The following is a 25794-nucleotide window of genomic DNA, read 5'->3' on the forward strand; positions in this document are numbered from 1 at the left end:
GGAGGCTATTTACTGATGGCAACTAATGAATCTAGTGCTAACAACGTGGTTACCGAGAGTAACAACAGCGGCGGTAATTCTGTTGCTGGTATGGGCGGGGGCAGTGGTAATAACAGTAACGATTTAACTAGCCAGCTGCGTCAATCGCCTTTTGGTCGTTTGTTCGATCTTCCTGGAGTTGATGGCCCAGAAGATATTTTTGGTAACCTGGGTTCTTCATCAGGTGGTAGCAATCCCTTCGGTGGCGGTGGTGGCTCCCCCATGATGGGTGGCGGTGGCGATTCGCCATATGGTGGCAATCCTTTCGCCGGTGACAATTTCTGGAATATTTTTGCAGGTGGCGTTAATCCAACTAACCCTTCTGGTAGTGGGAATACTTCCGGAAATAGCGGCGGAAATCCCTTTGCAGGTGGCGGAAATACTTCCGGAAATACTGGGGGAAATCCCTTTACTGGTGGCGGAAATACATCGGGAAATAGTGGTGGGAATCCTTTGACTGGCGGCGGTAGTAACTCTTTAAATGCTAACAACGCAACTATCGGTAAAGACAACCAGGATCTCAGCACTAATAATGCCACCATCGGTAATGGTAATTGGCTTCTCGGAACTAACAATGCCACCATTGGCAATGGTAATTGGCACTTTGGTAAGAACAACCAAGTGATTGGGAATGGCAACTGGATATTCACCGACAACAACTCAGTTTTTGGCAATGGCAACTGGGTACTTGGTGCTAACAATCCAATTATCACTGCTGAGGATATAATCAACAGCAGTCCAGAGATTTTTGCGCCCAAAATCGTGAATAATATTCATAACTTGGTTGACTCTGTTATGGGGGAAATGGGTAAAGATTTTGTTGCTTTGACGGGTAATTTTAGCCCAGAGCAGATGCAGACTTATAACCGACTCATCCTTTCCAAAGACTCTGCTAATAAAGGCAGCTATCCACCTGGATCGGAACCCAAGGATATCCCAGAACCTACGTCAGCAGTATCGCTGGTGGTTTTAGGACTTGGTTCTTTGCTGTGGTCGAGATGCAAAAAAAGGTTGGTAATGGGTAATAGCTAATGGCTAATGGCTAATGGCTAATAGTAAAAAAGTTTTCTGACCACAGCGCAGTTAACAAACAAGCTTGCCTGCCATTAGCAATTAGCAATTAGCAATTAGCAATTAGCAATTACCAATATGCTTACTTCAATTCATGGAATTTCCGAACTTCTAAATAGCTGGCTTTCCCAGCAAGTAACTCAGGAAGGTTTCGCTTGGCTGAGTGAGAAACAAAAGCAAATTTCTGCTGATGCCAATGTGCGTGTTTTCTTTGCGGCTTTTAGTGCAGTACCTCGTTATACGGGCAAAGAAAAGCTTGAACTAACACACTCGGATTTGCAAGCAGCAGATAGAATGCGAAGGGATTGGTATCCCGGTGATTGGAGCGTCGATCAAGCGGCTCGCACTTTGCTGGTACTTGCTTTGCCACAGGAGGATATGCAGAAATATTTGCGATCGCTCGATCAAATCTTCTCCCATGCTGACGTAGGCGAGTTGGTCGCTCTGTATCAAAGTTTACCCTTATTACCCTATCCAGAACAGCTGCGCAAAAGAGCAGCGGAAGGCGTGCGAAGCAATATGACCAGCGTTTTCAATGCTGTGGCATTGCACAACCCTTATCCTGCCGATTATTTTGACAACATTGCTTGGAATCAAATGATACTAAAAGCTTTGTTTGTTGGCAGTCCTCTGTATTTAATTCAAGGTTTTGATCGCCGTGCCAATCCAGAATTAGCGCGAATGCTAATCGATTATGTCCGCGAACGTTTGGCGGCGAAACGCTCAGTTTCTCCCGAACTTTGGCAGGCTGTGGAGCAACTTGCGGATGCCGAAATATTAACCGAGATCCCCGACTTCTTAGAAATCAGGAATTAACCATGTTTAGCAACAACATGAAATTTATCGATCCTCACATTCACATGACCTCTCGCACGACTTACGATTACTTGGTCATGAGAGAGTATGGCATTGTTGCGGTGATTGAGCCATCTTTTTGGTTAGGGCAACTTCGCACAAATGCTGGAAGTTTCAAAGATTACTTTAGCAGCATTGTCGGGTGGGAAAGGTTTCGATCCAGTCAATTTGGCATCCAACACTATTGCACGATTGGGTTAAATCCCAAAGAAGCCAATAATGAGGCATTGGCAGAAGAAGTGATGGAATTACTGCCGCTTTATGCTTGTAAAGAAGGGGTGGTGGCGATTGGTGAAATTGGCTACGACGATATGACACCAATCGAGGATAAATATTTCCGCTTACAGCTTGAATTAGCCAAAGAATTAGATACTTTGGTGTTAATTCATACCCCACATCGCAACAAAAAGGCGGGGACATCGCGCAGCATGGATGTGTGTATCGAACATGGTTTAGATCCGTCGCGCGTTATTATCGACCATAACAATGAGGAAACAGTTGAAGAGGTATTAAATCGAGGTTTTTGGGCGGCTTTTACGATTTATCCTCAGACAAAAATGGGGAATGCCAGGATGGTGGAGATTGTACGGCAATATGGGTGCGAGCGCATTATCGTTGACAGCAGTGCAGATTGGGGAATCAGCGACCCTCTAGCCGTGCCTAAAACCGCCCAGTTGATGTTAGAAATGGGCATTCCAAAAGCACAGGTGCAAGCCGTTTGTTACGAAAATGCTCTAACAGCATATAGCCAAAGCGGTCAAATGAAAGAATCCGACTGGTTAGAAATAAATCCTGTTGACCAGCGCCAGCTTTATAACGGAAATTCTGTGTTACGAGGACAGTCGCCACTGGTAGAATCTACCCGCGATTTTGCATTGATTGAATAGCTAATGGCTAATGGCTAATTGCTAATAGCTAATGGCTAATGGCAAAGAAAAATTAGCAATCAGCTACCCTTGTTGGTGCCGTACTCTCATCTAACACACCCTAAATTTAAGAGCAATTAGCAAGCAATTAGCAAGCAATTAGCAATTAGCAAAAAAGGAGACTTACAATGAATCTCAACCGTTTGTGGCCTTATCTACAGCTAATGCGACCAGCCAATATCGTTACTGCTTGGGCAGATATTTTAATTGGCTTTGCAGCTTCGGGGGCGGTCGTTTCCCTGAATCAAGTGGTAGAAGGACAGGCAAATTCTGCCAATTTAGCGACACTTGCTTGGTTATTATTAGCGACCACGGGTCTTTACGGAGGCGGCGTTGTTTTTAACGATGTATTTGATGCCGAACTCGATGCAAAAGAGCGACCGGAAAGACCCATTCCCAGCGGTCGAGCATCTCGCCAAAATGCCATCAAGCTTGGAAGTTTGCTGTTAGTTATTGGTGTAGTAGCAGCTTTGCAAGTTTCGTTGTTAAGCGGCATTTTAGCTGCTAGCGTTGCTTTGGCTGCTTTGTTATACGATTCCTTGTGCAAGCACCATCCAATTTTTGGCCCGATTAACATGGGCATTTGTCGCGGTGGTAACTTATTAATCGGCGTTAGTGCCGTACCTGTAATGGTACAGGAACGTTGGTTTCTGGCTTTAATTCCTATTGCCTACATTGCTGCTATTACTGCGATTAGTAGGGGAGAAGTACATGGAGGAAAAACAAGTACGGGAGTGCTATCGCTGCTGCTGATTGGCGCAGTCATAGGCGGAATTTTGGCGCTGGGGATGCTAGAAAAATATGAAATTATTGTGGCTTTGCCGTTCGTTATTTTATTTGTTGGACGCGTGTTGCCTCCTTTTTTAAAAGCCGTCCGCGAACCGAGTTCAGAGCAAATTCGCATGGCAGTTAAGGCGGGTGTATTGTCGCTGATTGTTTTGGATGCAACTGTTGCTGCTGGTTTCGCGAATTGGCCTTATGGATTGTTAGTTTTGAGTTTGTTGCCAATTTCAATAAAGTTGGCGCAAATGTTTGCTGTGACTTAAAGACGATCCCCCCTAACCCCCCTTGCCAAGGGGGGAACAAGCCCCCTTTGCTGGCATATCCAACCATCGAGTTAACTCTTCAGGAAAGCCCCCCTTAGCAAGGGGGGTTGGGGGGATCGATTGCCCCCCTTAGCAAGGGGGGTTGGGGGGGATCGATTGCCCCCCTTAGCAAGGGGGGTTGGGGGGGATCGCGATCGCATATCCTTACAATTAATTTGGGTGACTTCTATGCAGCTTTTAGACAATGGGGTAAAAAGTTCTATTCCCGCGTTGACCGCCGATGCTTCATCTGATAGTAATGAAAGACCAAAAAACATTACCATTATCGGTGGAAGCGGTAGAATGGGACAATTATTCGTGCAGCAATTATCGGCGGCTGGTCATAACGTTAGCATTCTCGGAAGCAAGGGCTGGGATGATGCCGATACATTGCTAAGTCGGGCAGATTTAGTATTAGTTTCCGTTCCGATTGAACGCACGATTGATATTATTAAGCTTGCCTCTAAATACTTGTCGCCAACTACAGCTTTGGCTGATATTACCAGTATTAAAACTCAGCCATTACAAGCAATGCTGGAATATCACCAAGGGCCGGTAATTGGTTTGCATCCAATGTTTGGGCCAAAGGTAGAATCGTTTGATCAACAAAAATTTGTCGTTTGTCCGGGCAGAAATGATGAAACTTTTGAATGGTTATTAGATTGGATTAGAATTTTGGGAGGTAATATAATTGTCTGTACGCCTGAAGAACATGACCGCCTCATGGTGTTTGTTCAAGCAACGCAGCATTTTTCTCGGTTTAGTTTGGGTGCGTTTGTGGCACAGGAACAAGTTGATTTAAACCGGAGTTTGTTGCTGTCAACTCCTAATTATCAACAAGAGATAGATATTGTCAAGCGTTTGTTTGCCCAAAATCCTCAGTTATGTGTCGAAATTATGCTGGCAACTGAAGAAAGATGTCACGCGATCGCACGCTTGGCAAGTACCTACAGTCGTTTGGCACAGCTAGTAGAACAAAAAGACAGATCTGGTTTAATTCAAGAGTTTGAAAAAGCCCAAGAGTTTATTTCAAATTTTAGATTTTAGATTTCAGATTTAAAGTTGACAGGATTTAGGCGCGATGAGATCAGAAACCGGGTTTCTTCGTAAATCTTTAGTTCTCAAACCAACGATTTTTCAGAGAAACCCGGTTTCTTTGCGTCAGTCCTGTTTGAAATACTTTCACGCGATCGCTTTTAATTACCCAACAAAATTATGACTCTCAGCATTCAGCAAAAAACCACTTTCAATCTGCAACCCATCCACCAATCTGTTACCGTCAATTTTCGTTATGACGTTCATTTTACCACGGGTTTGTTTCAATTAGATAATCCTTTGTTAGCGCAAGTAATTGCAGCAAATAAAGAAGCACTTCCCCGTCGTTGCATTGTTATTGTGGATGCAGGATTGTTGCGGCATAATCACAGATTGATAGAGGAAATTACAACTTACGCGCAGAAATATCAAGATGTGATAACGCTGGTGGGAGAAGTTGCGATCGCTCCGGCTGGAGAAGCAGCTAAAAACGACCCCAAGCTGTTAGAAAAAATTCATTTAACCATCGAGCAAGCAGGATTGTGCCGTCATTCTTATGTGTTAGCAATTGGCGGTGGAGCCGTATTAGATATAGTCGGATATGCCGCAGCAACCGCTCACCGAGGAATTCGATTAATCCGCATTCCTACAACCGTTTTGGCTCAAAATGATTCGGGAGTCGGCGTGAAAAATGGCATCAATGCTTTTGGTAAAAAGAACTTTTTAGGCACGTTTTCGCCGCCTTATGCTGTCTTAAACGACTTTGATTTTTTGACTACTTTGGATGACCGCGATTGGCGTTCTGGTGTAGCAGAAGCTATCAAAGTTGCACTGATTAAAGAGCGGAAATTATTTGAGTTTATTCAAAAAAATGTGCGTGGGGTTACTCATCGGAATCCCCAGATCATGCAACAGATAATCTATCGCTGCGCCCAGTTACACCTACAGCATATTGCCACAAGCGGCGATCCGTTTGAAATGGGTTCGTCACGTCCTTTAGATTTCGGTCATTGGGCGGCACATCGACTAGAATATTTAACAGACTACCGCCTGCGTCACGGTGAAGCAGTCGCGATCGGAATTGCGCTCGATAGCACCTATTCTTACCTAGCTGGATTACTTTCGTGGCAGGATTGTCAGCAGATATTAAATACCCTAAAAGCATTAGGCTTTACCCTATACGTACCCGAAATGGGAGAGCAACATCAACCGGGAAATCCCCGTTGTTTATTTCGGGGGTTAACTGAATTTCGGGAACACTTGGGAGGAGAATTAACTTTGATGCTACTCCAACGCATTGGACAAGGAATTGAAGTTCACGAAGTCAACATTTTCTTGTACGTGCAAGCCATTTCTATTCTGCGCGAATTGGCTTAATTACCAGTTGCGTAGGGGCGGGTTTTACCAACCATATGTAGCAATAATCAACAATTTTCATAAACCCGCCCCCTATCGCTTGTTAGCATACAGTCAACCAATTAGCAATTAGCAATTAGCAATTAGCAATTACCATATTATGAGACTTGCAACAAATAGCAATTTTCAATTAACCTATTGTACAAACATTCACCCCGGCGAAGAATGGCAACAAGTCTTTGCTAATTTAGTAAAATACGTTCCCAATCTCAAAACACAGCTAGCACCAGACAAACCTTTTGGCATTGGGTTGCGGTTAGCAGATGTAGCAGCAAGGCAACTGTTAGAAAAAGACGCTTTGATCGAGTTTAAAAATTGGCTGTTTCAGCAAAAATTTTACGTATTTACATTGAATGGATTTCCTTACGGTGGCTTTCATCATCAGGTAGTAAAAGACCAAGTTTATGCACCGGATTGGAGCAAAAGGGAACGCCTAGACTATACATTACGGTTAGTAAAAATTTTGGCATTTCTGTTACCAGAAGGCATGGACGGCGGTATTTCTACACTGCCACTATCCTATAAGCCTTGGTTTAAAGAAGATAAATCCACTTGGGAATCAACACTACACAGCAGCACCATTCACCTAGCTTTAGTAGCGGCAGAAATGGCACGCATTCGGGAACAGACGGGGAAACTGCTGCACGTAGATTTAGAGCCAGAACCCGATGGCTTGATTGAAAATTCGACCGAAGTAATTGATTTTTTTCAAAACAGGTTATTACCCATCGGTGGTGCATTTTTAGCCAAAGGTTTGGGGATTTCCCAAGAATTAGCCGAACAGCGATTGCTCGAACACATTCGCGTTTGTTACGATACCTGCCATTTTGCAGTGGAATACGAAGATCCGCTATTAGTTTTTAAGCGGTTTCAAGCGGCAGGAATTCAAATTGGCAAGATTCAAATTAGTGCGGCGCTGCGGGTGATGATACCCCAGGATTTGCAGCAGCGAAGTTTAATTATTGAACGGTTGCGTCCTTTTGCCGAGTCTACTTATTTGCACCAAGTTATCGAGCGTCGCGTTGACGGAACTTTGCATCATTATCCCGATTTGGTAACAGCATTACCCTACCTCGAACGGGTAGATGCCCAAGAGTGGCGCATTCACTTTCACGTGCCAATTTTTATCCGCGATTACCAACTCTTGCATTCTACGCAAGACGACATCATAGAAGTTTTAGATCTGCTTGGGAAAAACAATGCTTGCGAACATTTGGAAATTGAAACTTACACCTGGGATGTCTTGCCGCCGGAAATGAAAATGGATTTGTTAGCCTCTATCCAGCGGGAGTATGAGTGGGTTTTGCTTTTGATTAAGTAGTTGTTTGTTAGTCGGGTTGGTGCCGTACTCTCGGCTAACGCACCCTAGGGTTATGAAATTAACCAAAAGGGGGATTTTATTTATAACCGTAGGTAGATGTTTATTTGGTATTTTTATACCAAAATGGCTTTATTTACCTTTTGCTAATAGACAGCGTTTAAATAACCCTTCTGCAACCAGGTTTTGAAGATGACGCAGAGAGATGGCAAAACTACCAACAGCAACAACGGTTTTCAAAAGCAACCCAAGCTGATTGTCTCTACTTCTTCAGAGCGAATCAATGGGGCAAATGCGCCTCTTTCACCCGTGGCACAAAATGCCGAACCTTTTGCCCAAGAGCGATCGCAAGCTAAAATGGCGTCAAACTCCGATCAACCGCCAAAGGAAACCCCAAAAACGGCATGGTGGGAACGCCTGAGTTTGAAGAATAAAGCAATTATCTGCGCGATCGCAATCGCTGTGTTACCGGGCGCGATCCTTGGTATTACTACTTATATTTCGGGGATTACTGGTGTAGTAATAGGCACAGCGTTATCCGTGGTTGTAGAGATTGCGATCGCGATTTTTCTAGTTCAATATCTCATTCGCCCCATCCTAAGCATCGCCACCGCCGTCAAACATTTAGAAGGAGGTAAACTCGATACGCGCATCAAAGTTGAAACTGAAGATGAATTTGGCATTTTAGGTACTAGCATTAACCAGCTAGCAGATCAACTTCAGATTCTCTTAGCAGAAAAAGAAGCCGTTGCTAGACAAGATAGATTATTAAGTAACATCGCTTGGAGAGCGCGTCAAGCAACAGACATACAAGATTTTAGTAACAAAATTATGGCGGGAGTTCGACGAGTACTTAATGTCGATCGCGTTATCATTTATCGCTTCAATTCTGACTGGAGCGGCACTATTGTTGCCGAATCTGTTGCCCCCGGTTGGACAAGATCTATGGACGAAACAATCGACGATCCTTGTTTTCGGATGAATTATATTGAGCAATACCAAAACGGGCGCGTGAGAGCGATCAACGATATTTACAACGAACCGGGATTAAACGATTGTCACATTCTGACTTTGGAACAATTTGAAGTCAAAGCCAATCTAATCGCACCGATGAAACAAGGCAATCAATTGATGGGTTTACTCATCGCCCATCAATGTAGCGATCCGCGAGTTTGGCAGCAATCGGAAATCGATTTTTTCGTTCAATTAGCCACTCATATCGAATACGCACTTGACCATATAAGTTTTATCCAACAACTGCAAGCTGCCGCCAAACGAGAACGCTTATTAGGTGACATTGCTTGGAAAGCACGTCAAGCAGCAAACTGCCAAGAACTTTTGAGTACGGCACTTTCTGGAATTCGTAAAGTTCTCAATGTCGATCGGGTTATTGCTTATCGTTTTAATCCAGATTGGAGCGGTACTGTTGCTGCTGAATCAGTCACCGCTGGTTGGACAAGAGCTATCCACGAAAGAATTGATGACCCTTGTTTTCGCGATCGCTATGTTCAGCAGTACCAAAATGGGCGCGTCAGAGCGATCAACGATATTTACAAAGAACCGGGATTAAGCGATTGTCACATTCTGACTTTGGAACAATTTGAAGTCAAAGCCAATCTCATAGTACCGCTACGGAAAGACAATCAATTAGTTGGTTTATTAATCGCTCATCAATGTTCCCAACCTCGCAATTGGAAGCAGTCAGAAATCGACTTTTTTGTGCAGGTGGCGATTCATATTGAATATGCCTTTGCTCACGTTAGCTTTATCAAACAATTAGAAGAAGCTCGCACAGTTGCCGAAGCAGTTTCGATTGAACAACGCCAACAAAAAGAAGCGCTGCAAGCACAATTGGAAAGATTTCTGCAACAGATTCAAGGGGCATTTCGAGGCGACTTAACCGTGAGAGCTGAGCTTACAGGCGGGGAAATTGCCACCATCGCTGACTTTTTTAACGCTCTAATTGAAAACTTGCAGCAAATTGTTTTGCAAGTGCAATCAGCCGCCGATGCTGTATCCCAAACTGCCAAAGTGAGCGAAATTGATGTGAAAAGACTTTCCGACGAAGCGCAGCGACAATCAGAAGCGATCGCTGCTACCCTCCAACAAATTCAAGTCATGGCAAATTCTATCCAAAATGTTGCCTCCAGCGCTCAACAAGCGGCGCTAAAAGTACAGGAAGCCAATCAAACTTTACAAGTCGGTGACAAAGCCATGAACAAAACCGTTGCCGGAATTTTAGCCATCGAAAAAACCTTTGAAGAAACGGCTTTTAAAGTCAAATGTTTAGGCCAATCTTCGCAAAAAATCTCTAGAGCAAGTAGCTTAATCAAAGACTTAGCAAATCAAACCAATATTTTAGCTTTAAATGCATCAATAGAAGCCAAAGGAGCCGGTATCGAAGGCGAAGGATTTGCCGTTGTAGCCGCAGAAGTGCGTACCCTCGCCGAAGAATCAGCCGTCGCCACTAAAGAAATAGAACAAATTGTAGAAGAAATTCAAATAGAAACTAATGAAGTTGTGACAGCAATGGAAGTTGGAATGAATCAGCTTAGTACCGGCACTAACGTGGTGAAAACAGCCAGAGCTAAACTCAACTCAATCGCCGCAGTTAGCGCCCAAATTCGCATCCTCGTAGAAGAAATGGCTCAAGCTGCAACTTCTCAAATGCAGACATCTTTAGACTTGACTCAAACCATACAGGAAGTCGCCACAATTGCTAACCAAACTTCTGAACAATCCCAAGCTGTTGCTGAGTCTTTTACTAAACTATTAAAAGTAGCTAATGAACTGCAAGAAAGCGTGGCGCAATTCAAAATTCGGTAATGGTTAATGGGTAATGGGTAATAGGAGTCAAAAACCCCTATTTAAATTACCAATTACCAATCACCAATCACCAATTACCAATCACCAATTACCAATTAGCAATTACCAAATATAATGATGCCCAAACTCGATATCGATGACGAAAATTACAATTTTTTTGTTCAAGAAAGTTTAGACTTGCTACAATGCCTTGAGTCAGGAATACTAACCTTACGGCAGGAACATAGTATCAATAAAATACATAGCCTGATGCGAATTGCCCATTCGATTAAAGGTGGTTCAGCTTGTGTTGGCTTAACTGGAATTCAAACATTAGCCCATCACTTGGAGAATACATTTAAAGTTTTATATCAAGAAAATATTGAAGTTGACCAAGAGTTAGAAGAATTGTTGCTGCAAGCTTACGATTCCCTGCGATCGCCCCTACTAGCTCAAATTCAAACGGGTGAATGCGACACCGATGCTGACCATGAAAAATTAAAACAAATATGCGCTCAAATAGAGGCTAACCTCGGAGCGAACTTAGCAGAAGAAACCGAGTCAAAAGCAGCGGAAACAGATGAGGATATCGCACAGGTTTTGTTCGCTGAAGACGTGGCGCGGGGATTGGAATGCTGGGAAATGTTGTTAAGCAATCCTCAGATGCCAGAATTAGTAGAAAAATTAAAAATTCAGGCGGAAGTTTTTGCCAGTATTGGACAATTTTTAAACCTTCCTAGTTTTGTCGCGATCGCTCAAACTACCATTTCCGCTTTGCAAATCAATCCACAAGCAGTTAAAACCATCGGAAAACTTGCCGCCAAAGACTTTCGAGCCATTCAAACCGCAGTTTTAGCTGGCTCGCGATCGCCCAATATAAAACCTTGCAGTGAGTTAGTTAATTTGGCAAAATGTGCATCACAAAATGCGACAAATGTCAATGAAAACGTTCCACCTGAAGCAGAAAAAGAACCAAATCCTAAGTTGGGAGTGCGAGTAGATTTAGAACGATTGGAACTTCTCAACAATTTAGTGGGAGATTTAGTTACTCAAGAAAGCAGTTTTATTTTGCAACAACAACAACAAAAAGAAATCGTTGAAACAATATCGCAAAGATTAAATCGGTTAAATAAACTGACTCGCAACTATTTGAGCAGAGGAGCGGCAAAGCATCGCCAATTACCCATTGCTTTAGAACATACAGTAGCCGAAGAAATTGCACATCTACAAGCAGCGCTACAAGATATTATTGTTGCTCAGCAGCAAGTACAACAAATTATCAAAAAAAGACAACAAACCCTGAAGCAATTGCAAACGAACCTGTTACATGCTCGAATGCTGCCGATCGGAAACTTGTTAAATCGGTTTTCTCGGATGGTACGAGACTTGGCTGTTAAAAACCACAAGCAAATCAACCTTCAGCTAGTGGGAATGAATACTTTAATAGACAAAGCAATTTTAGAGAAGCTTTATGACCCATTAATTCATCTGGTACGCAACGCCGTGGATCACGGCATCGAGACGCCCTCAGTGCGGCAAGCTAATGGTAAATCTGCCACAGGTACGATTACTATCCGCGCTTATCATCGGGGAAATTATACTTATATTGAATTGCAAGATGATGGTCAAGGAATAGACGAAGAAAAAATAGTTCGTCGCGCGATCGCATTAAATTGGCTGTCTTCCTCTGAAGCAGAAACATTACCCAAAAACCGCTTGTATGAGTATCTATTTGCACCCGGTTTTTCCACCGCTGCGAAAGTAAGCGAACTTTCCGGACGCGGCGTTGGCTTGGAAGTGGTGCGGCTTCAAGTCAATGGTTTAAAAGGAGACATTAGCGTCACTTCTTGTCGGGAAAAAGGAACAAAATTTACTCTGCGCTTGCCTTTTACCTTGACGATTACCAAGCTATTGGTATTTGGCGTTGACGCGAAGATTCTGGCAATTCCTGTCGATAGTTTAGTTGCGATCGCTGCCGTTACAGAACCACAAATCATCACCGATGGTGAACAGCAGTATTATTCTTACCAGGGACAAATCGTTCCCGTATACTCTCATTTTTTACCATCTGCTTATAGCTATCCTTGTACGCCACCTGAAAAAAAGCAATATAAAGGTTCCTGTCCTTGGCAAGAAGCTGGAAAAGCTTTCTTACTGTTAATTTCAGGAAAAAATCAAATAATTGCTCTGAAAATTGACCGCATTTTAATCGAACAAGATTTAGCAATTAAACCATTTGGTGATGCGATCGCTCCGCCGCCTTACCTTTATGGCTGTACAATTTTGGGGAACGGAAATTTGGTTCCTGTAATAGATGGGACAGAGTTAGCTGGGTGGCTTCAGCAACACAAACCCATCCAGACTCATCCTATCTGATTGGTTAACCAATGCATGATTTTTAGGTGCTAATTATCGGTCAGTTACCCGTACAAGTTACTTCACCATTTGGATATTTGACACAAGCTTTAAGGGTATGACCTGGCCCCATGTCGCCGTAATGTTGGCTAAAATTGTCAACTGGAATTGTGTATAGACCGTATTTATTACCGCGAAAATCTTCCACATAAATTGTTGCACCAGCGGGTACTGTTGACCTAGCCCAAGCCGCATTGCATCGACCTGAGTATCTCAGTTCAATATTATGACCAGTTGGTAATAAACTTATATCAATTGTTCTACCATCTTTGTCGCATTTTTGGTCTTTTGGATCGCGATTGCTACAGGATTCTCTCCAACATAATGGCCTAATTTTTGCGATGATTGCTGAGTAAGTTGGTATGGCAATAGCTGAAAGAATTCCAATCAGAATAATTACCACTAAAAGTTCAAACAATGTAAAACCTTGGTTTCCCCGTAACTTTTGCACCCTTTTTGAGATAATCATAAGAAGATCCACTCCGATGCGATCGCTTGATTGCACAAACTATCGGATTCCCCATTCAGAGGAATTATTTTACCTTCGCCTTTATTTATTTACCTATTTTTCTATCATCGGCAAGCAATTTTAATCAAGCTTATTGAATCAATATATTAATACATTAAACTAAAAAAATTGTGACAACCAATTAAAGGTATGGTTTGACAAAATTTGTGCATCTTGGCTGACCACCTTGGAAGTGGGTGCAAGCTCTAATTTCAATATCTCCAGGCCCCATATCGCCGTAATATTCCTGCAATTTATTGATAACGGGAGATTCGGGATATTTTTTTCCTTGTCTGTCTTCGAGGTAATCGGTTCTTGGCAAAAGTTCTCCCCTAGTTTTGACCCAAGTAGCATTGCAACGTCTGGAATATCTCAGTTCAACGTAAACCACTGAAGGCGAGAGATAGCGGTCTCTAGAGGTGAACTTGATGGACAGCAGAATGAATCAAAATTTCCTCCAAATGCACAAGAGATTGTGCAATCTGTAGCTCAAAGTCTCGCAACAAGTCTTGTAATTACAGCGGCTACTGGAGGAGTTTTGACTGTACCAGCGCTCGTTAAAGCAGTAGCAGGCGGAATTGTAAAGGCTTTTGCCGAACCAGTGGTTCGCGATCTTAGCGAAGCTCTTTGGCAAATTTACTCTGATGATGTATCTGCCAGTAATACCACAAATCAAAATTGGACGGGATCAGATCAAGTAGTTCAAAAGTGGCTTAATAATAATCGAGGAAACTCTGTGATTTTTGCACCACATTCCCAAGGTAATCTATTTGTAGAAGGTGGATTACGGGTTATCCAACCTAATCCTAACCGTGTCAGAGTTATAGCTCTTGGTTCACCAACAGATTATGCTTCCGCCGGAGGTATAAATGATATTTTATCTGGTGGAATGGGTACTTACAAGGGCGCCAATATCAAAAATGTTGATGACCCTATTATTTACTTTCAGCCCGATGTAGCTGATACAAAGGAAGAACTTGTAGTTAACGTAACTACGGGATTATTGGGGCTAGGCACACTGGGTATCCCTATAGGCGTCCCACTACAGTTGGTAGAACTCTTTGCTTTCCTGGCGGGAAAAGATCTGATAAAGGATGTGGTAAGACCTGTTGTAGATATTCTTCAGCAAGAACACCACAGAATCTATGAACTATTAGCTGGAACCCAAGGTACTTTGATCCAGCCTTGGGAACTTTTAGATGGTCATAATCTTGAAACTCGCTACTTAAAGGATGATAACGGTCTTCAAAGCAGTTTCGAGACATTTGTACACGAATTGCAACCGAAAGGATATTACTTTTCCCAAGGAATACAAATCAGCAATGATTCAATGATAAATGGAACAAAAGAACATGATGATTGGATTGAAGGAGGTGATGCGGACAATACAATCGATGGTGATGCAAGAAATGATGTTTTGCGGGGAAATGGTGGAAATGACAAGTTAATAGGCGGCAAAGGTTACGATGTTTTAGACGGTGGAGAAGGTAACGACACCGCTGATTATTCCTCTAGTCCCAATGGCATTAATGTACAAGCCAAGAAATTTGCTGATTCTGATATTTTTGAAGTTCAAGATGGCTTTGGGAATGTAGACATTCTTGGCAATATCGAAATCATCAGCGGGTCACCTGGCGATGACACAATGACCGGAAGTGACTACGACGATACCTTCTACGGTCAAGCTGGAAACGATACATTTTGGGGACAGAAAGGAAAGGACACATTTTACGGCGGTCTTGATAACGACACCGCTTACGGTGGCGACGATAACGACGACTTAAGAGGTGAAGAAGGAAACGATGACTTGAGGGGAGAAAAAGGCAACGACTCCCTTTATGGTGGACTAGGAAAAGATTTCCTTTTCGGCGGCGATGATAACGACGAATTACGCGGCGAACAAGGCGAAGATGACCTGCGCGGAGAAAAAGGCGACGATACCCTTTACGGCGGTAGCGAAAACGATAGTTTATACGGCGGTAAAGGATTCGACAAACTTTATGGCGAAGAAGGAAACGACGACTTAAGAGGAGAAGAAAACGACGACACCTTACTAGGTGGAAAAGGCGATGACATCCTCGAAGGTGGTGACGGTGACGATTCACTTCAAGGTAATGAAGATAACGACAAACTTTACGGTCAAATTGGCGATGATGTCCTAGATGGTGGCAGTGGAGAAGACTTACTTGATGGAGGTACTGGTAACGACCAACTTTACGGCAAAGCAGGCGATGATTCTCTCTACGGAAATGACGGCAACGACACCTTAGAAGGTGGCGATAATGACGACTACCTCGAAGGTGGAAAAGGTTTCGATAAACTCTACGGACAAGCAGGAAACGATTTACTTTCTGGCAACGCAGGCGATGACCTTTTAGATGGCGGAATTGATGCCGATGAATTATACGGCGGCATCGGACGCGATAAATTATACGGCGGCGACCAAAATGACTACCTCGACGGCGGCGCAGATAACGATACCCTCGATGGCGGCGCAGGTTTTGATACGCTTTTCGGTCGCGGTGGCGATGATAAAATCTACGGCAAAGCAGGTAACGACCTTTTATTTGGAAACATCGGCAACGACTTGTTAGAAGGTGGCGATGGCAATGACTTTTTAGGAGGTAACGAAGGCGACGATATTCTCAAAGGTCAGAATGGTAAAGACTCCCTCAATGGCAATACCGGCGATGAACTTTATGGCGATGCTGGCGATGACTTCTTAATTGGAGAAGCGGGAGATGACTTGATTGATGGCGGTGAAGGCGTCGATAAAGTTAACTATTTTGACTCTCCCAATGGCGTAATCATCAACATCGATGAAAGCAAGGGATATGAAAGCGATCGCTCTCAACACGAATCACTTTTCGTCACCGATGTCAACCCCATTGAATACTATCTTAACCTCGAACCCAACTTCCAAATTAACAGCGGGACGGGTAAAGATGGTTTCGGCACCACCGATATCCTGAAAAACTTAGAAGATATCGATGGCACTCCTTTCGACGATATCTTAATTGGCAACAGCAAAGATAACTACATCCAAGCTTTTGCAGGTAACGACCTCCTCATCGGTAACGCCGGGAACGATAAATTTGACGGCGGAGATGGAGATGACATCCTCAGTTATCGCCGCGATCCAAATGGTGTCAAAGTCAACTTAGAAACCGGACGCGCCATCGATGGATGGGGTGGCAACGATATTATCTTCCCCGTTGAAGGCAAGGACAATATCTCCACGATTGAAAACGTCATCGGTTCCCGTTTCAACGACGAAATTATCGGCGACGACAATGCCAACATCATCACCGCCGATAGTGGCGATGATGTACTCAAAGGTGGCGGCGGCGACGACAAACTTTACGGCGAAAAAGGCAACGACAATATCTCCGGTGGTTTTGGAAATGACTCCCTGTATGGCAATGAAGGCAAAGATTTAATCAACGGCGATGCAGGCAAAGACTATATTCGCGGCGGCGATGGCGACGACGAAATTTATGCGGGAGAAGGTGATGATTTCGTCGCCGGAGATAGTGGCAAAGGCAACGATATTATCTACGGCGAAGCGGGGATAGATACCTTATTCGGAGGTGCTGGAAACGACTTTATCTCTGGCGGTACAGGAAATGATAGCGTTTACGGCGAAGCTGACAACGATGAATTGTACGGCGATGAAGGCGAAGACTTCTTATCCGGCGGGACGGGTAACGATAGTCTCGATGGTGGCGACGATAATGACTTATTAAATGCTGGAGAAGGCAACGACTTACTCAGCGGACAAGCAGGAAACGATACCCTCATTGCCGGAGAAGGCAACGATAAACTTTGGGGTGGAGAGAATGATGACTTGCTGTTAGGAGAAGCTGGCGATGACTATCTTGCTGGTGGGGAAGGGAAGGATAGTCTGATTGCTGGTGCAGGCGACGACTCTCTTTACGGACAAGGAGACGACGATTATTTAGAAGGAGGAATGGGAAGCGATATGCCGACCGCACGCTACGCGAACGCATTTTCGGCAATCAAGGCGAAGATGAACTTATCGGCAACTCTGGCAACGACTATTTAGATGGTGAAGAAGGTAGCGATACTCTCGACGGCGGTGAAGATAACGACCAACTCTTCGGACAAACTGGAGAAGATATCCTCGCTGGCGGTAACGGCAACGATACTGTTTTTGGCGGCGACAACGACGACCAAATTTTTGGACAAGCAGGCGACGATATCCTTGATGGCGGTAACGGCAACGATAGTTTATCTGGTGCAGAAGGCGACGATAAACTTGCAGGACTTGCAGGAGAAGATATCCTTTCCGGCGGCGAAGGTAAAGATACCATCTTCGGCGGCAATAATAATGATGAACTTTTCGGTCAAGCAGGAGATGACTACCTCGATGGTGGCGCTGGCGACGATAGTTTAGATGCCGGAGATGGAGACGATAACCTTCTCGGTCAAACGGGTAACGATATCCTCGATGCCGGTAACGGCAACGATAGTTTATCCGGCGGCGAAGGCAACGACTAATTATTAGGTAAAGCTGGCGATGACTATCTTGCTGGTGGAGGAGGAAACGATAGTTTATCTGGCGGCGATAACGATGACCTGCTGTTAGGAGAACTTGGAGACGATATCCTCGATGGCGGCGCAGGCAAGGACAGTATTTTTGGTGCAGAAGGCGACGACTCGCTTTTAGGTTTCTCCGGCAATGACTACCTGGAAGGTGGAGAAGGCAAAGATAGTTTATCCGGTGGCGAAGGCAACGATCAATTATTCGGACAGGCAGGCAATGACATATTAGATGGAGGAGAAGGAAGCGATATGCCGACCGCACGCTACGCGAACGCATTTTCGGCAATGAAGGCAACGACCAACTTTTCGGATTAGGCGGCGATGACTATCTCGAAGGCGGCAGCGGCAACGATAGTTTATCCGGCGGCGATGGCATCGATCAATTATATGGACAAGAAGGAGATGATATCCTCGATGGCGGTAACGGCAATGACCGCATCTTCGGCAACGAAGGCAACGATGAATTATTAGGAAAAGCAGGCGATGACTATCTCGACGGCGGCGAAGGTAACGATAGTTTATCCGGCGGCGAAGGCAATGACCGACTTGAAGGCATTGCAGGCAACGATATCTTAAATGGTGGCAGCGGTATCGACTTTCTCGATGCCGGAGAAGGCGATGATACTATCTCCGGCGGCGAAGGTAACGATCAACTTTATGGCAATGCTGGAAAAGATATCCTCGCTGGCGATATCGGCAACGATTATTTAGAAGGGGGAGAAGGCGATGATGAATTAAAAGGAGGCGAAGGTAACGATCAACTTTACGGCAATGCCGGAAAAGATATCCTCGCTGGCGACAGCGGCGACGACTATTTAGAAGGAGGAATCGGCGAAGATAGTCTATCCGGCGGCGATGGCAATGACCGAATTTATGGTCAAGGCGATAACGATATCCTAGTCGGCGGTAAAGGTAACGACCTCCTCGATGGTGGAGAAAACAATGATTCTCTCGCAGGTAACGAAGGCAACGATTTCTTATATGGTCGCGTAGGACGAGATACCATCGATGGTGGAGTTGGCAACGACAATATTTCCGGTGGTGAAGATGCCGATATCTTATTCGGAAAAGAAGGTTTCGATAACATTGAAGGCGGTAGCGGCAACGATCAAATTATCGGGGGTGAAGGCAACGATCAATTATATGGTCAAGCTGGCAGCGATCTAATAGAAGGCAATGCAGGCGATGATTTAATTGAAGGCGGCGAAGGCGATGATGAATTGTATGGTCATGAGGGAAGCGATCGCATCTCCGGTGACGCAGGCGATGATATCCTCGATGGTGGTTCTGGCAGCGATCAACTCAAAGGCGGCGACGGCAACGATACCCTCACCGGAAAAACCGGCGACGACTACCTCGACGGCGGCAAAGGCGATGACTTCCTAGAAGGAAACGAAAACAACGACAAACTTTTCGGTTTTGAAGGCAACGACATCCTCGACGGCGGTAGCGGCAACGATACCCTCGATGGTGGAGTTGGCGATGACCAACTTTTCGGCAAAGCAGGCAACGACATTCTCTCCGGCGGCGTCGGTGACGATATCCTCGATGGCGGCGACGGTAACGATAACCTTGCTGGACTTGCCGGAAACGACCAACTCGACGGCGGTAACGGCAACGACATCCTATCCGGCGGCGATGGCAACGACTTCCTCTTCGGACAACAAGGCAGCGACTCCCTCGACGGCGGCAGCGGCAACGACTACCTCGAAGGCGGCGACGATAGCGATACCCTCATCGGCGGATTCAACAACGACCAAATTTACGGCAACTCTGGCGACGACTTCCTCGACGGTACTGGTGGCAACGACTACCTCGAAGGCGGCGAAGGCATCGATAATCTATCCGGCGGCGATGGCAACGACCAAATTTACGGTAATGCAGGCAGCGACAGCATTTCCGGCGGCGCAGGCGATGACCTCCTCGAAGGCGGCGAAGGTAATGACCGCATCAATGCTGGTATCGTAAATGACCAACTTTACGGCAGATCCGGCAACGATATCCTCGATGCAGGTATCGGCGACGACTACATTGAAGGGGGATTAGGCGACGACCAAATTACCGCAGGGGAAGGCAACGACCAATTATACGGTCAAGAAGGCGATGACCTGATCGATGCTGGCGCTGGCAACGACTACTTAGAAGGTGGTGACGGATTTGACACGCTTACCGGCATGTCCGGCAACGATTATATTCTCGGTAATGCAGGCAACGACATCATTAACGCCGGTGCTGGTAACGACTGGATTGATGGTGGAGAGGGGGATGACTGGGTAGAGGCGATCGCAGGCGACGACATCATCAACGGCGGTATGGGTCGCGATTCTCTGTACGCTGGTAGTGGCTTGGATACTTTTATACTTACTCCCAGCTTCGGCGTCGATACGATTTACCGCTTCAATACTGGTGTAGATATGTTCGGATTAACCAATCTCACCTTTGAAGACCTCAAAATTAGCCAAGGTACGGGTAGCAATGTTAACAATACTTTGATTAGCCTTAAAGACACCGACGAACTATTAGCGTCATTAGACGGAATTAGCGCCAATAGTATTACCAGCGCTAATTTTACCTTGATGTAGGACTATGGATTCCGGTTGCATCTGATATCGTTTCCGTTTGTGCCTGGATGAATAAACCGCAGAGGCGCAGAGGACGCAGAGGAAGAGAAGAGAGATTAGTAATTTAGATGCAAACGGATTTGATATGAATCATTAGTAGGGACTAAGGCTAAAGAAAAACTTTGTGCTGGCGATCAAATTTTCTCACAATTCCCTACAACCAAACGGCGGGGAAGCTTTCTTGAAACAAGAACTTTCACCCGCCGTTTTAAGGCATACAGGACTGACGCACGACGAGAAAAGAAACAAAGGTGAGACCATCGTCCCTTGCGCGTGCGGTCGGCATATCTCTGGTTGCCAAACCAACGATTTTTGGTATCACCAAAGTTTCTTTGCGTAAGTCCTGGCATAGCTGATGCAAAATCAGAAACAAACTCAATCACCTAGAGTTATATCGTTTCTGGTTGCATCGGAATTACGACCTGTAGGGGCAATTACCAATTCCCAATTCCCAATTCCCAATTCCCAATTCCCAATTCCCAATTCCCAATTCCCAATTAGCAATTAGCAATTCCCCAAAAAGCTAATAATTCCGATGCAACCGGATTTGATATTACTTCTCCACAATTGGACGACCTTGAGTGTCGATATCTAATTCTTCGCGCCGCAGGGTTTCTTCAGCGGTGACTGTATCTTGTTCTGCAACTTTCCTGACTCGCACTTCTTCCCGCACAACCGTTTCTTTATGGATATCGGGAGTTTCTTCGTAAATATCCATGCGAATAACGTCGCCTTCACGGAAATCGGCGTTACCGGCATCGATTGGTGAAACATCCGTGGGGGTTGTGCGTTCGATAACCACGCGCTCTTTTTCCACGGGGACTGCAACGCGAGCAGTTTCTGTTTCTACGCGCTTACCGATGGCAACTTCCGCAGCTTTGTGACGTTCTTTGTTGGCAATCAAACGTTCTTCGTATAATCGCAAAGTTTGAGTATCGCGATCGTTCACATTATACAAAGAAGGCTCTTGTTCGTAGTTGTATGTGTTGCGATCGTAAGTTTGAGTTTGCGGTTGAGTTACGGTATCTGTAGCAGTCATTGGACGGTATACGCCGCGCACCTGCTCTTCATAGTCGTAATCCACTTTTTCTAAGTCATTGAAGTCAGGCAAATTTTCTACTTGCTCTTTGGTCAGACCACTGACATACACCCGCCGATCGGTGTAATCAAGACGACCCATACCAACAGGCAGCAAAACTTTCTTGCCAAAAACCCAGAATCCCGTATCTACAACAAAATAGCGGAATCGTCCAGTTTGCTCATCGACTAAAATATCGTCAACCGAACCCACTTTTTCATCGCCCTGGGCATAAACAGAAAACTTCTTGATATCCTCTGCATCCGAGGTATCTTGAGCATAGTCTTGATAGAAGTCTCCAATTTTAACCAGCGTCATCTTCTTTAGCTCCATTTCTACCATTACTTCCCATGCTAATCATCTGGAAAAATTCATCATCCTTCCATTGAAATAAGTAATTGGAAAGAGAAACATTATTTCTCTAGGAAGTCGTAACGCTAAAAAAATGCCGCTATTGTGAGGACGTAATGTAATTCACTACAAACTGCGGAAAATTTCTATGCAAACCGAGCCAGAGACACGCAAGGCTGAGTACAAGCGAGAAAGAGTTGCGATGATTTTACGCTTGGTAGGATGGATTGCTTTGTGGCTACAAATTGCGTTAGCGGCTGCTTCTTCCTTAATGTTGGTGTTGGCAATCTCTGGTCGTAATTTTAATCAAGCCGTCACCCCTGCACCGGAAACGGGTGTAGTTAATTCGGGTGGGGGAACAACACCAGGACTTGGCATTGGTGTTTTTTGGGCATTTTGCGGAATTTTAGCGCTTTTGTTTGGTGCTTATTTGGCTTTTCGTCAAACTCGTTTTGCCAGAAGGCTTCGCAATCCCAACCACATTTTGCATCCGAAAAAAACAGAGGTAATGCGAGTTCTGCGCTTGGGTGTCATTGTCGGTTTGGTGGGAATGTTACTCACAATCTTGGGAGGTGGGGCAACCCTAGGCGTGCTACTATCAAAATCGATTTCCCAACCTCAAGGTGTGGCAATTTACAACCCCGCTCGATTTATTAGATCCCTCGATATTTTTGTCGCAATGGCGAATATGAATGGCATTGCTGCTAACTTTGTCGGTACGGTAGCTTCCTTGGGACTTTATAACTGGTTGGATAATCAGCAGTCCGGTTAATTGGTTATATCAAATCCGGTTGCATCGGAATGATTAGCTTTCTTGCTAATTGCTAATTGCTAATTGCTAATTACAAGAAAAGCCCCGGCGCAGAGTAATTCCGATGCAAAGGTCAACGATATTATAATTAGAGTCTGATTTTTTGGCGAATTTAAGTAGGGTGCGTTAGGGAAGCGTAACGCACCAATAATTTATTTCAAGCAGATATTGCAGCCATATCTTGACGGTTGAGTTTTTGCGAGATCGCATCCAGCACCCACTGTTCTGGTTCGGAAATTTCGCCGCTACTTTCGGCAATGCGACGGCATTGAGCTAATAGCGGTACGGCAAAGTCGGGGTTGAGTTGCTCTAACAATGCATCCAATGGTTCGGGGGATTTGATGTTAGCAGCAATCTTGTTGAGAGAATCGGGATTTATTTGCAATGCCTTCAATTCTGGCAAGATATCTTCCCAGTTTTTGTTGGGATAACTTGCCAAAATCGTGTGAACCATAATTTGATCCATCACCGCTTGTTGTGCGATCGCAACATCGAGATATTGCTCGCTTTGTTGCTGAATCGCTTGCAGCGTTTCGGTTTTAGGTTGTGCGGTATCTTCTCTCACTTTGGCTTCGTAAAACTCCCGCGCCGCATATCCCAGCGCGTACAGCATCGTCGCATTCGTACTCGCACCAATCATCGCGCCAGCCAGCGGTACGTTGCGTAAAAAGCCCAAACCCGATCTCATGGCGTTGCTACCACCCAGCGCTAGCCCAAAAATTGCCAAAACTTCGCCTTTTCGGGCTGTATCTTGCAAATCCATCCCATAAGCAGCCGCAATTTCATAAACCATTTCGGTTTGAATCGCCGTAGTTGCGGCTAAATCGATCGCCAGCAGTGCCGCCGCTACACCGGGTAAAATGCTGCTGGCAAGTCCGACACCACCCGCTTGGATCGCTTTTTGCACCATGATGCGATGGGCAATTTCGCTGGGATATTCGTTGGGATACTTTTGTTGCAGTTCCTTGACTTGAGCTTCGGCTTTGGCTAAATCGACGCGATCGCTTACCCCAACTAACCAGTCTAGCCTGAGTACGCCAGCGACTCGTTTGACTAAGGGAAGATTGCCGACGTAAGTTACCGCTTGTCCGGTTCCTTGCGTTGCTTGTTCAATCAATCTATAGGTTTGTTTAGCAGCAGCTTCCCCCAAATCAACAGCTGTGTCAACAACCGCTTTGCCTGCGTTTAGTGCAGATTCTGTTGTCTCGGCAATGAAATCTAAAAAACCAGACTTTTGCGGTGAATTAGTTTCTTTTTGTGGATTTGATTGGTGATTCATCACTGTTTTTCAATTAACGACAATATGCCAGGTTTTCAGATTGCACGTAGCCTCTCAGAGGCACTGTAATCGGCACCCAACCATCAGTTCCTAAACTTTCAATCGTCACTCTTCGTCCATTCGCGACGACTCCAACACTTTCCCCATCAGTGGAAGGTGCTTGATGTACGTTAATTCCTCTGACGGCTGCAACTCGGCGGCAGTTAGTAGGAGGTGGGGGAGTCGCCACTTCACACGCTCCGAGTAAACCACCATATACGTAGCCTTGTAGCGGCGCTGTAATTGGTATCCAACCATTCTCCCCAAGATTTTGAATCGTCACAGTTCTGCCAGAGCGAATGATGCCAATCGCTTGGCTATTAACCGTCGGTTGTTGCCGCACATTAAGGCCATTCCTGGCAATAACCTGGCGGCAGCTTTCTGATGCTTGCGCTAGTAGATATTCACCTTGATTCTGCGTTCGATTTGTATCAGCCGCGAACGAGGGAGCAACTAAAGCCGTTGCCGTCAACAACAGCGAACTTGTTAAGGTTGTATATTTTTGCCAGATTCCCTTCTGTTGCATCGCTTTATCTCCTTTTAAATCTCTATGCCAAAACCTTAGAAAAGGTTTTGAGATAGCTCATCTTCTCCAAGAAAGAATGAAGCATCATCCCAATGGCATAAAAGCAAAGAAACCCGGTTTCTCCAGGTCGAAACAAAGGTGATGGCCTGACAAACAAACCCGGTTTCTTTTCTCGTGTCGTATTTTCAGGTTTTCTGATCCCCAATCAAGCATAAACGCGAGGTTTGCTCGCGCCAGCAGCAGCACCAATCATTGCCGCTGCTAAACCTAGCAAAGAGCCAAGTAGAAATGACCAAGCAGCCTTAGCTGTATTACCAGCAATGTCGCGAACTTGATTTGGGTCTACGTTCGGCACTTGATTCGGTATATTAACGCCACCCTGTTGTTGTACTTGATTGGCAATTTCTCCCGCATTAGCAGCGACAGCGCCAAAAGCACCCGATACTCCGCTTGCTAATAACCAAGCACTAAGTGCTAACGTAGTTCCCCAGAGAATTGCCGCATTCAAAAGCGCTGTTTTCTTGGTCATAGGGCCGCAGCTAGTAGCCATCACCCAACCGCCCAAAAATAAAGATATCAGCAAACTGATAATCGACCAAATTCCCACCCCAATACCAACGGAACCTGCATCCGCACCCGTCGCACCCGCGCTTAATCCGAGCGCGATTCCCAAAGCACTCAAAAGCAGTTGAGTGCTGATAGCGAGCGCAATTCCTGCCAAAATTGGCCCCCACCTCACTCGGTCGTGGTAATCCACCACCGGATTGACGATTATTGGCTCAGCAACTTGACTTCCCGGTCGCTCTGGATAATATGTCATAAAAGATTAATCCCTGCTTTACGTTGTTACTTTTTCCATGCATTAAATTGTAATTTAAGTTAATAATTATCATTAAGTTATCTATCCCTGGGCAGAATATTTTAAACTTGCCATTTTCAATTATCAAAAGTAATAAATCTGCTCATTTTGCTAAATAAAGTTAGTGGAAAATCCGCCGTAAGCTAGTTATAGATGGCATTAATTTTGTAGAGGTTGCTTAATTTTATTTG

General features: G+C 44.9%; 21 protein-coding genes and 1 pseudogene. 15 read left to right on the forward strand and 7 right to left on the reverse strand.

Going from position 1 to position 25794, the window contains the following annotated elements; all coding sequences use genetic code 11:
* The first annotated feature begins 15 nt into the window (after positions 1-15).
* The 9 genes from ACE1CM_RS37350 to ACE1CM_RS37390 all read left to right on the forward strand — a co-directional run bounded on the left by ACE1CM_RS37350 (position 16) and on the right by ACE1CM_RS37390 (position 12926).
* Positions 16-1071, forward strand: coding sequence for a hypothetical protein (locus ACE1CM_RS37350; protein ID WP_374884000.1), 1056 nt, complete (start codon positions 16-18; stop codon positions 1069-1071).
* A gap of 117 nt (positions 1072-1188) precedes the next feature.
* A complete protein-coding gene (locus ACE1CM_RS37355) occupies positions 1189-1926 on the forward strand; it encodes an EboA family metabolite traffic protein (protein WP_374884001.1) in 738 nt (245 codons plus the stop codon).
* A 2-nt stretch (positions 1927-1928) separates the two neighbouring features.
* Positions 1929-2852 (forward strand): TatD family hydrolase, encoded by a 924-nt coding sequence (locus ACE1CM_RS37360; RefSeq protein ID WP_374884002.1) that lies wholly within the window; start codon positions 1929-1931, stop codon positions 2850-2852.
* Between the two features lie 167 nt (positions 2853-3019).
* Positions 3020-3937 (forward strand): UbiA-like protein EboC, encoded by a 918-nt coding sequence (gene eboC / locus ACE1CM_RS37365; RefSeq protein ID WP_374884003.1) that lies wholly within the window; start codon positions 3020-3022, stop codon positions 3935-3937.
* A 228-nt stretch (positions 3938-4165) separates the two neighbouring features.
* Positions 4166-5023: a bifunctional chorismate mutase/prephenate dehydrogenase gene (gene tyrA / locus ACE1CM_RS37370; protein WP_374884004.1), complete on the forward strand. Its 858-nt coding sequence runs from the start codon at positions 4166-4168 to the stop codon at positions 5021-5023.
* A gap of 168 nt (positions 5024-5191) precedes the next feature.
* Positions 5192-6388, forward strand: a complete 1197-nt coding sequence (locus tag ACE1CM_RS37375) for a 3-dehydroquinate synthase (RefSeq protein ID WP_374884005.1) — start codon at positions 5192-5194, stop codon at positions 6386-6388.
* Positions 6389-6527: 139 nt separating this feature from the next.
* Complete coding sequence (gene eboE, locus ACE1CM_RS37380; protein ID WP_374884006.1) at positions 6528-7748, forward strand: metabolite traffic protein EboE; 1221 nt, start codon at positions 6528-6530, stop codon at positions 7746-7748.
* 189 nt (positions 7749-7937) lie between these two features.
* A complete protein-coding gene (locus tag ACE1CM_RS37385; RefSeq protein ID WP_374884007.1) occupies positions 7938-10571 on the forward strand; it encodes a GAF domain-containing protein in 2634 nt (877 codons plus the stop codon).
* Between the two features lie 114 nt (positions 10572-10685).
* A complete protein-coding gene (locus ACE1CM_RS37390; RefSeq protein ID WP_374884008.1) occupies positions 10686-12926 on the forward strand; it encodes a chemotaxis protein CheA in 2241 nt (746 codons plus the stop codon).
* Positions 12927-12966: 40 nt separating this feature from the next.
* Here ACE1CM_RS37390 and ACE1CM_RS37395 read toward each other — a convergent pair whose 3' ends face one another.
* Both ACE1CM_RS37395 and ACE1CM_RS37400 read right to left on the reverse strand, forming a co-directional pair.
* Positions 12967-13434 carry a DUF2690 domain-containing protein gene (locus tag ACE1CM_RS37395; RefSeq protein ID WP_374884009.1) on the reverse strand — a complete coding sequence of 156 codons (468 nt, stop codon included), beginning with the start codon at positions 13432-13434 and terminating at the stop codon, positions 12967-12969.
* A gap of 181 nt (positions 13435-13615) precedes the next feature.
* The gene (locus ACE1CM_RS37400; RefSeq protein WP_374884010.1) at positions 13616-13795 is read right to left on the reverse strand and encodes a hypothetical protein; all 180 of its coding nucleotides are present in this window, start codon (positions 13793-13795) and stop codon (positions 13616-13618) included.
* A gap of 153 nt (positions 13796-13948) precedes the next feature.
* Here ACE1CM_RS37400 and ACE1CM_RS37405 point away from each other — a divergent pair, with 153 nt between their 5' ends.
* The 5 genes and pseudogenes from ACE1CM_RS37405 to ACE1CM_RS37425 all read left to right on the forward strand — a co-directional run bounded on the left by ACE1CM_RS37405 (position 13949) and on the right by ACE1CM_RS37425 (position 20621).
* Positions 13949-17539 (forward strand): calcium-binding protein, encoded by a 3591-nt coding sequence (locus ACE1CM_RS37405; protein ID WP_374884011.1) that lies wholly within the window; start codon positions 13949-13951, stop codon positions 17537-17539.
* Entirely contained in the window at positions 17512-17994 is a 483-nt protein-coding gene (locus ACE1CM_RS37410) for a calcium-binding protein (RefSeq protein WP_374884095.1), read from the forward strand. The genes ACE1CM_RS37405 and ACE1CM_RS37410 overlap by 28 nt, the downstream gene beginning before the upstream one ends.
* 18 nt (positions 17995-18012) lie before the next feature.
* Positions 18013-18201: pseudogene (locus ACE1CM_RS37415) on the forward strand (calcium-binding protein); the annotation flags it as partial.
* Complete coding sequence (locus tag ACE1CM_RS37420; RefSeq protein WP_374884096.1) at positions 18184-18354, forward strand: hypothetical protein; 171 nt, start codon at positions 18184-18186, stop codon at positions 18352-18354. The pseudogene ACE1CM_RS37415 and the gene ACE1CM_RS37420, both read left to right, overlap by 18 nt.
* Positions 18315-20621, forward strand: coding sequence for a calcium-binding protein (locus ACE1CM_RS37425; protein WP_374884097.1), 2307 nt, complete (start codon positions 18315-18317; stop codon positions 20619-20621). The genes ACE1CM_RS37420 and ACE1CM_RS37425 overlap by 40 nt, the downstream gene beginning before the upstream one ends.
* A gap of 414 nt (positions 20622-21035) precedes the next feature.
* Here ACE1CM_RS37425 and ACE1CM_RS37430 read toward each other — a convergent pair whose 3' ends face one another.
* Positions 21036-21164: a hypothetical protein gene (locus ACE1CM_RS37430; RefSeq protein WP_374884012.1), complete on the reverse strand. Its 129-nt coding sequence runs from the start codon at positions 21162-21164 to the stop codon at positions 21036-21038.
* A 49-nt stretch (positions 21165-21213) separates the two neighbouring features.
* Positions 21214-22056 carry a DUF2382 domain-containing protein gene (locus tag ACE1CM_RS37435; RefSeq protein ID WP_374884013.1) on the reverse strand — a complete coding sequence of 281 codons (843 nt, stop codon included), beginning with the start codon at positions 22054-22056 and terminating at the stop codon, positions 21214-21216.
* A gap of 181 nt (positions 22057-22237) precedes the next feature.
* Here ACE1CM_RS37435 and ACE1CM_RS37440 point away from each other — a divergent pair, with 181 nt between their 5' ends.
* Positions 22238-22861: a DUF3611 family protein gene (locus tag ACE1CM_RS37440; protein ID WP_374884014.1), complete on the forward strand. Its 624-nt coding sequence runs from the start codon at positions 22238-22240 to the stop codon at positions 22859-22861.
* 196 nt (positions 22862-23057) lie between these two features.
* On the opposite strand, the gene ACE1CM_RS37445 is transcribed toward ACE1CM_RS37440, so the two are convergent.
* The 3 genes from ACE1CM_RS37445 to ACE1CM_RS37455 all read right to left on the reverse strand — a co-directional run bounded on the left by ACE1CM_RS37445 (position 23058) and on the right by ACE1CM_RS37455 (position 25564).
* The gene (locus ACE1CM_RS37445; protein ID WP_374884015.1) at positions 23058-24179 is read right to left on the reverse strand and encodes a hypothetical protein; all 1122 of its coding nucleotides are present in this window, start codon (positions 24177-24179) and stop codon (positions 23058-23060) included.
* 13 nt (positions 24180-24192) lie between these two features.
* Positions 24193-24744, reverse strand: a complete 552-nt coding sequence (locus tag ACE1CM_RS37450; protein ID WP_374884016.1) for an SH3 domain-containing protein — start codon at positions 24742-24744, stop codon at positions 24193-24195.
* Between the two features lie 205 nt (positions 24745-24949).
* Complete coding sequence (locus ACE1CM_RS37455; protein WP_374884017.1) at positions 24950-25564, reverse strand: hypothetical protein; 615 nt, start codon at positions 25562-25564, stop codon at positions 24950-24952.
* Positions 25565-25794: the final 230 nt, after the last annotated feature.

The sequence above is a fragment of the Microseira sp. BLCC-F43 genome (assembly GCF_041929235.1).
Lineage (GTDB): Bacteria > Cyanobacteriota > Cyanobacteriia > Cyanobacteriales > Aerosakkonemataceae > Microseira.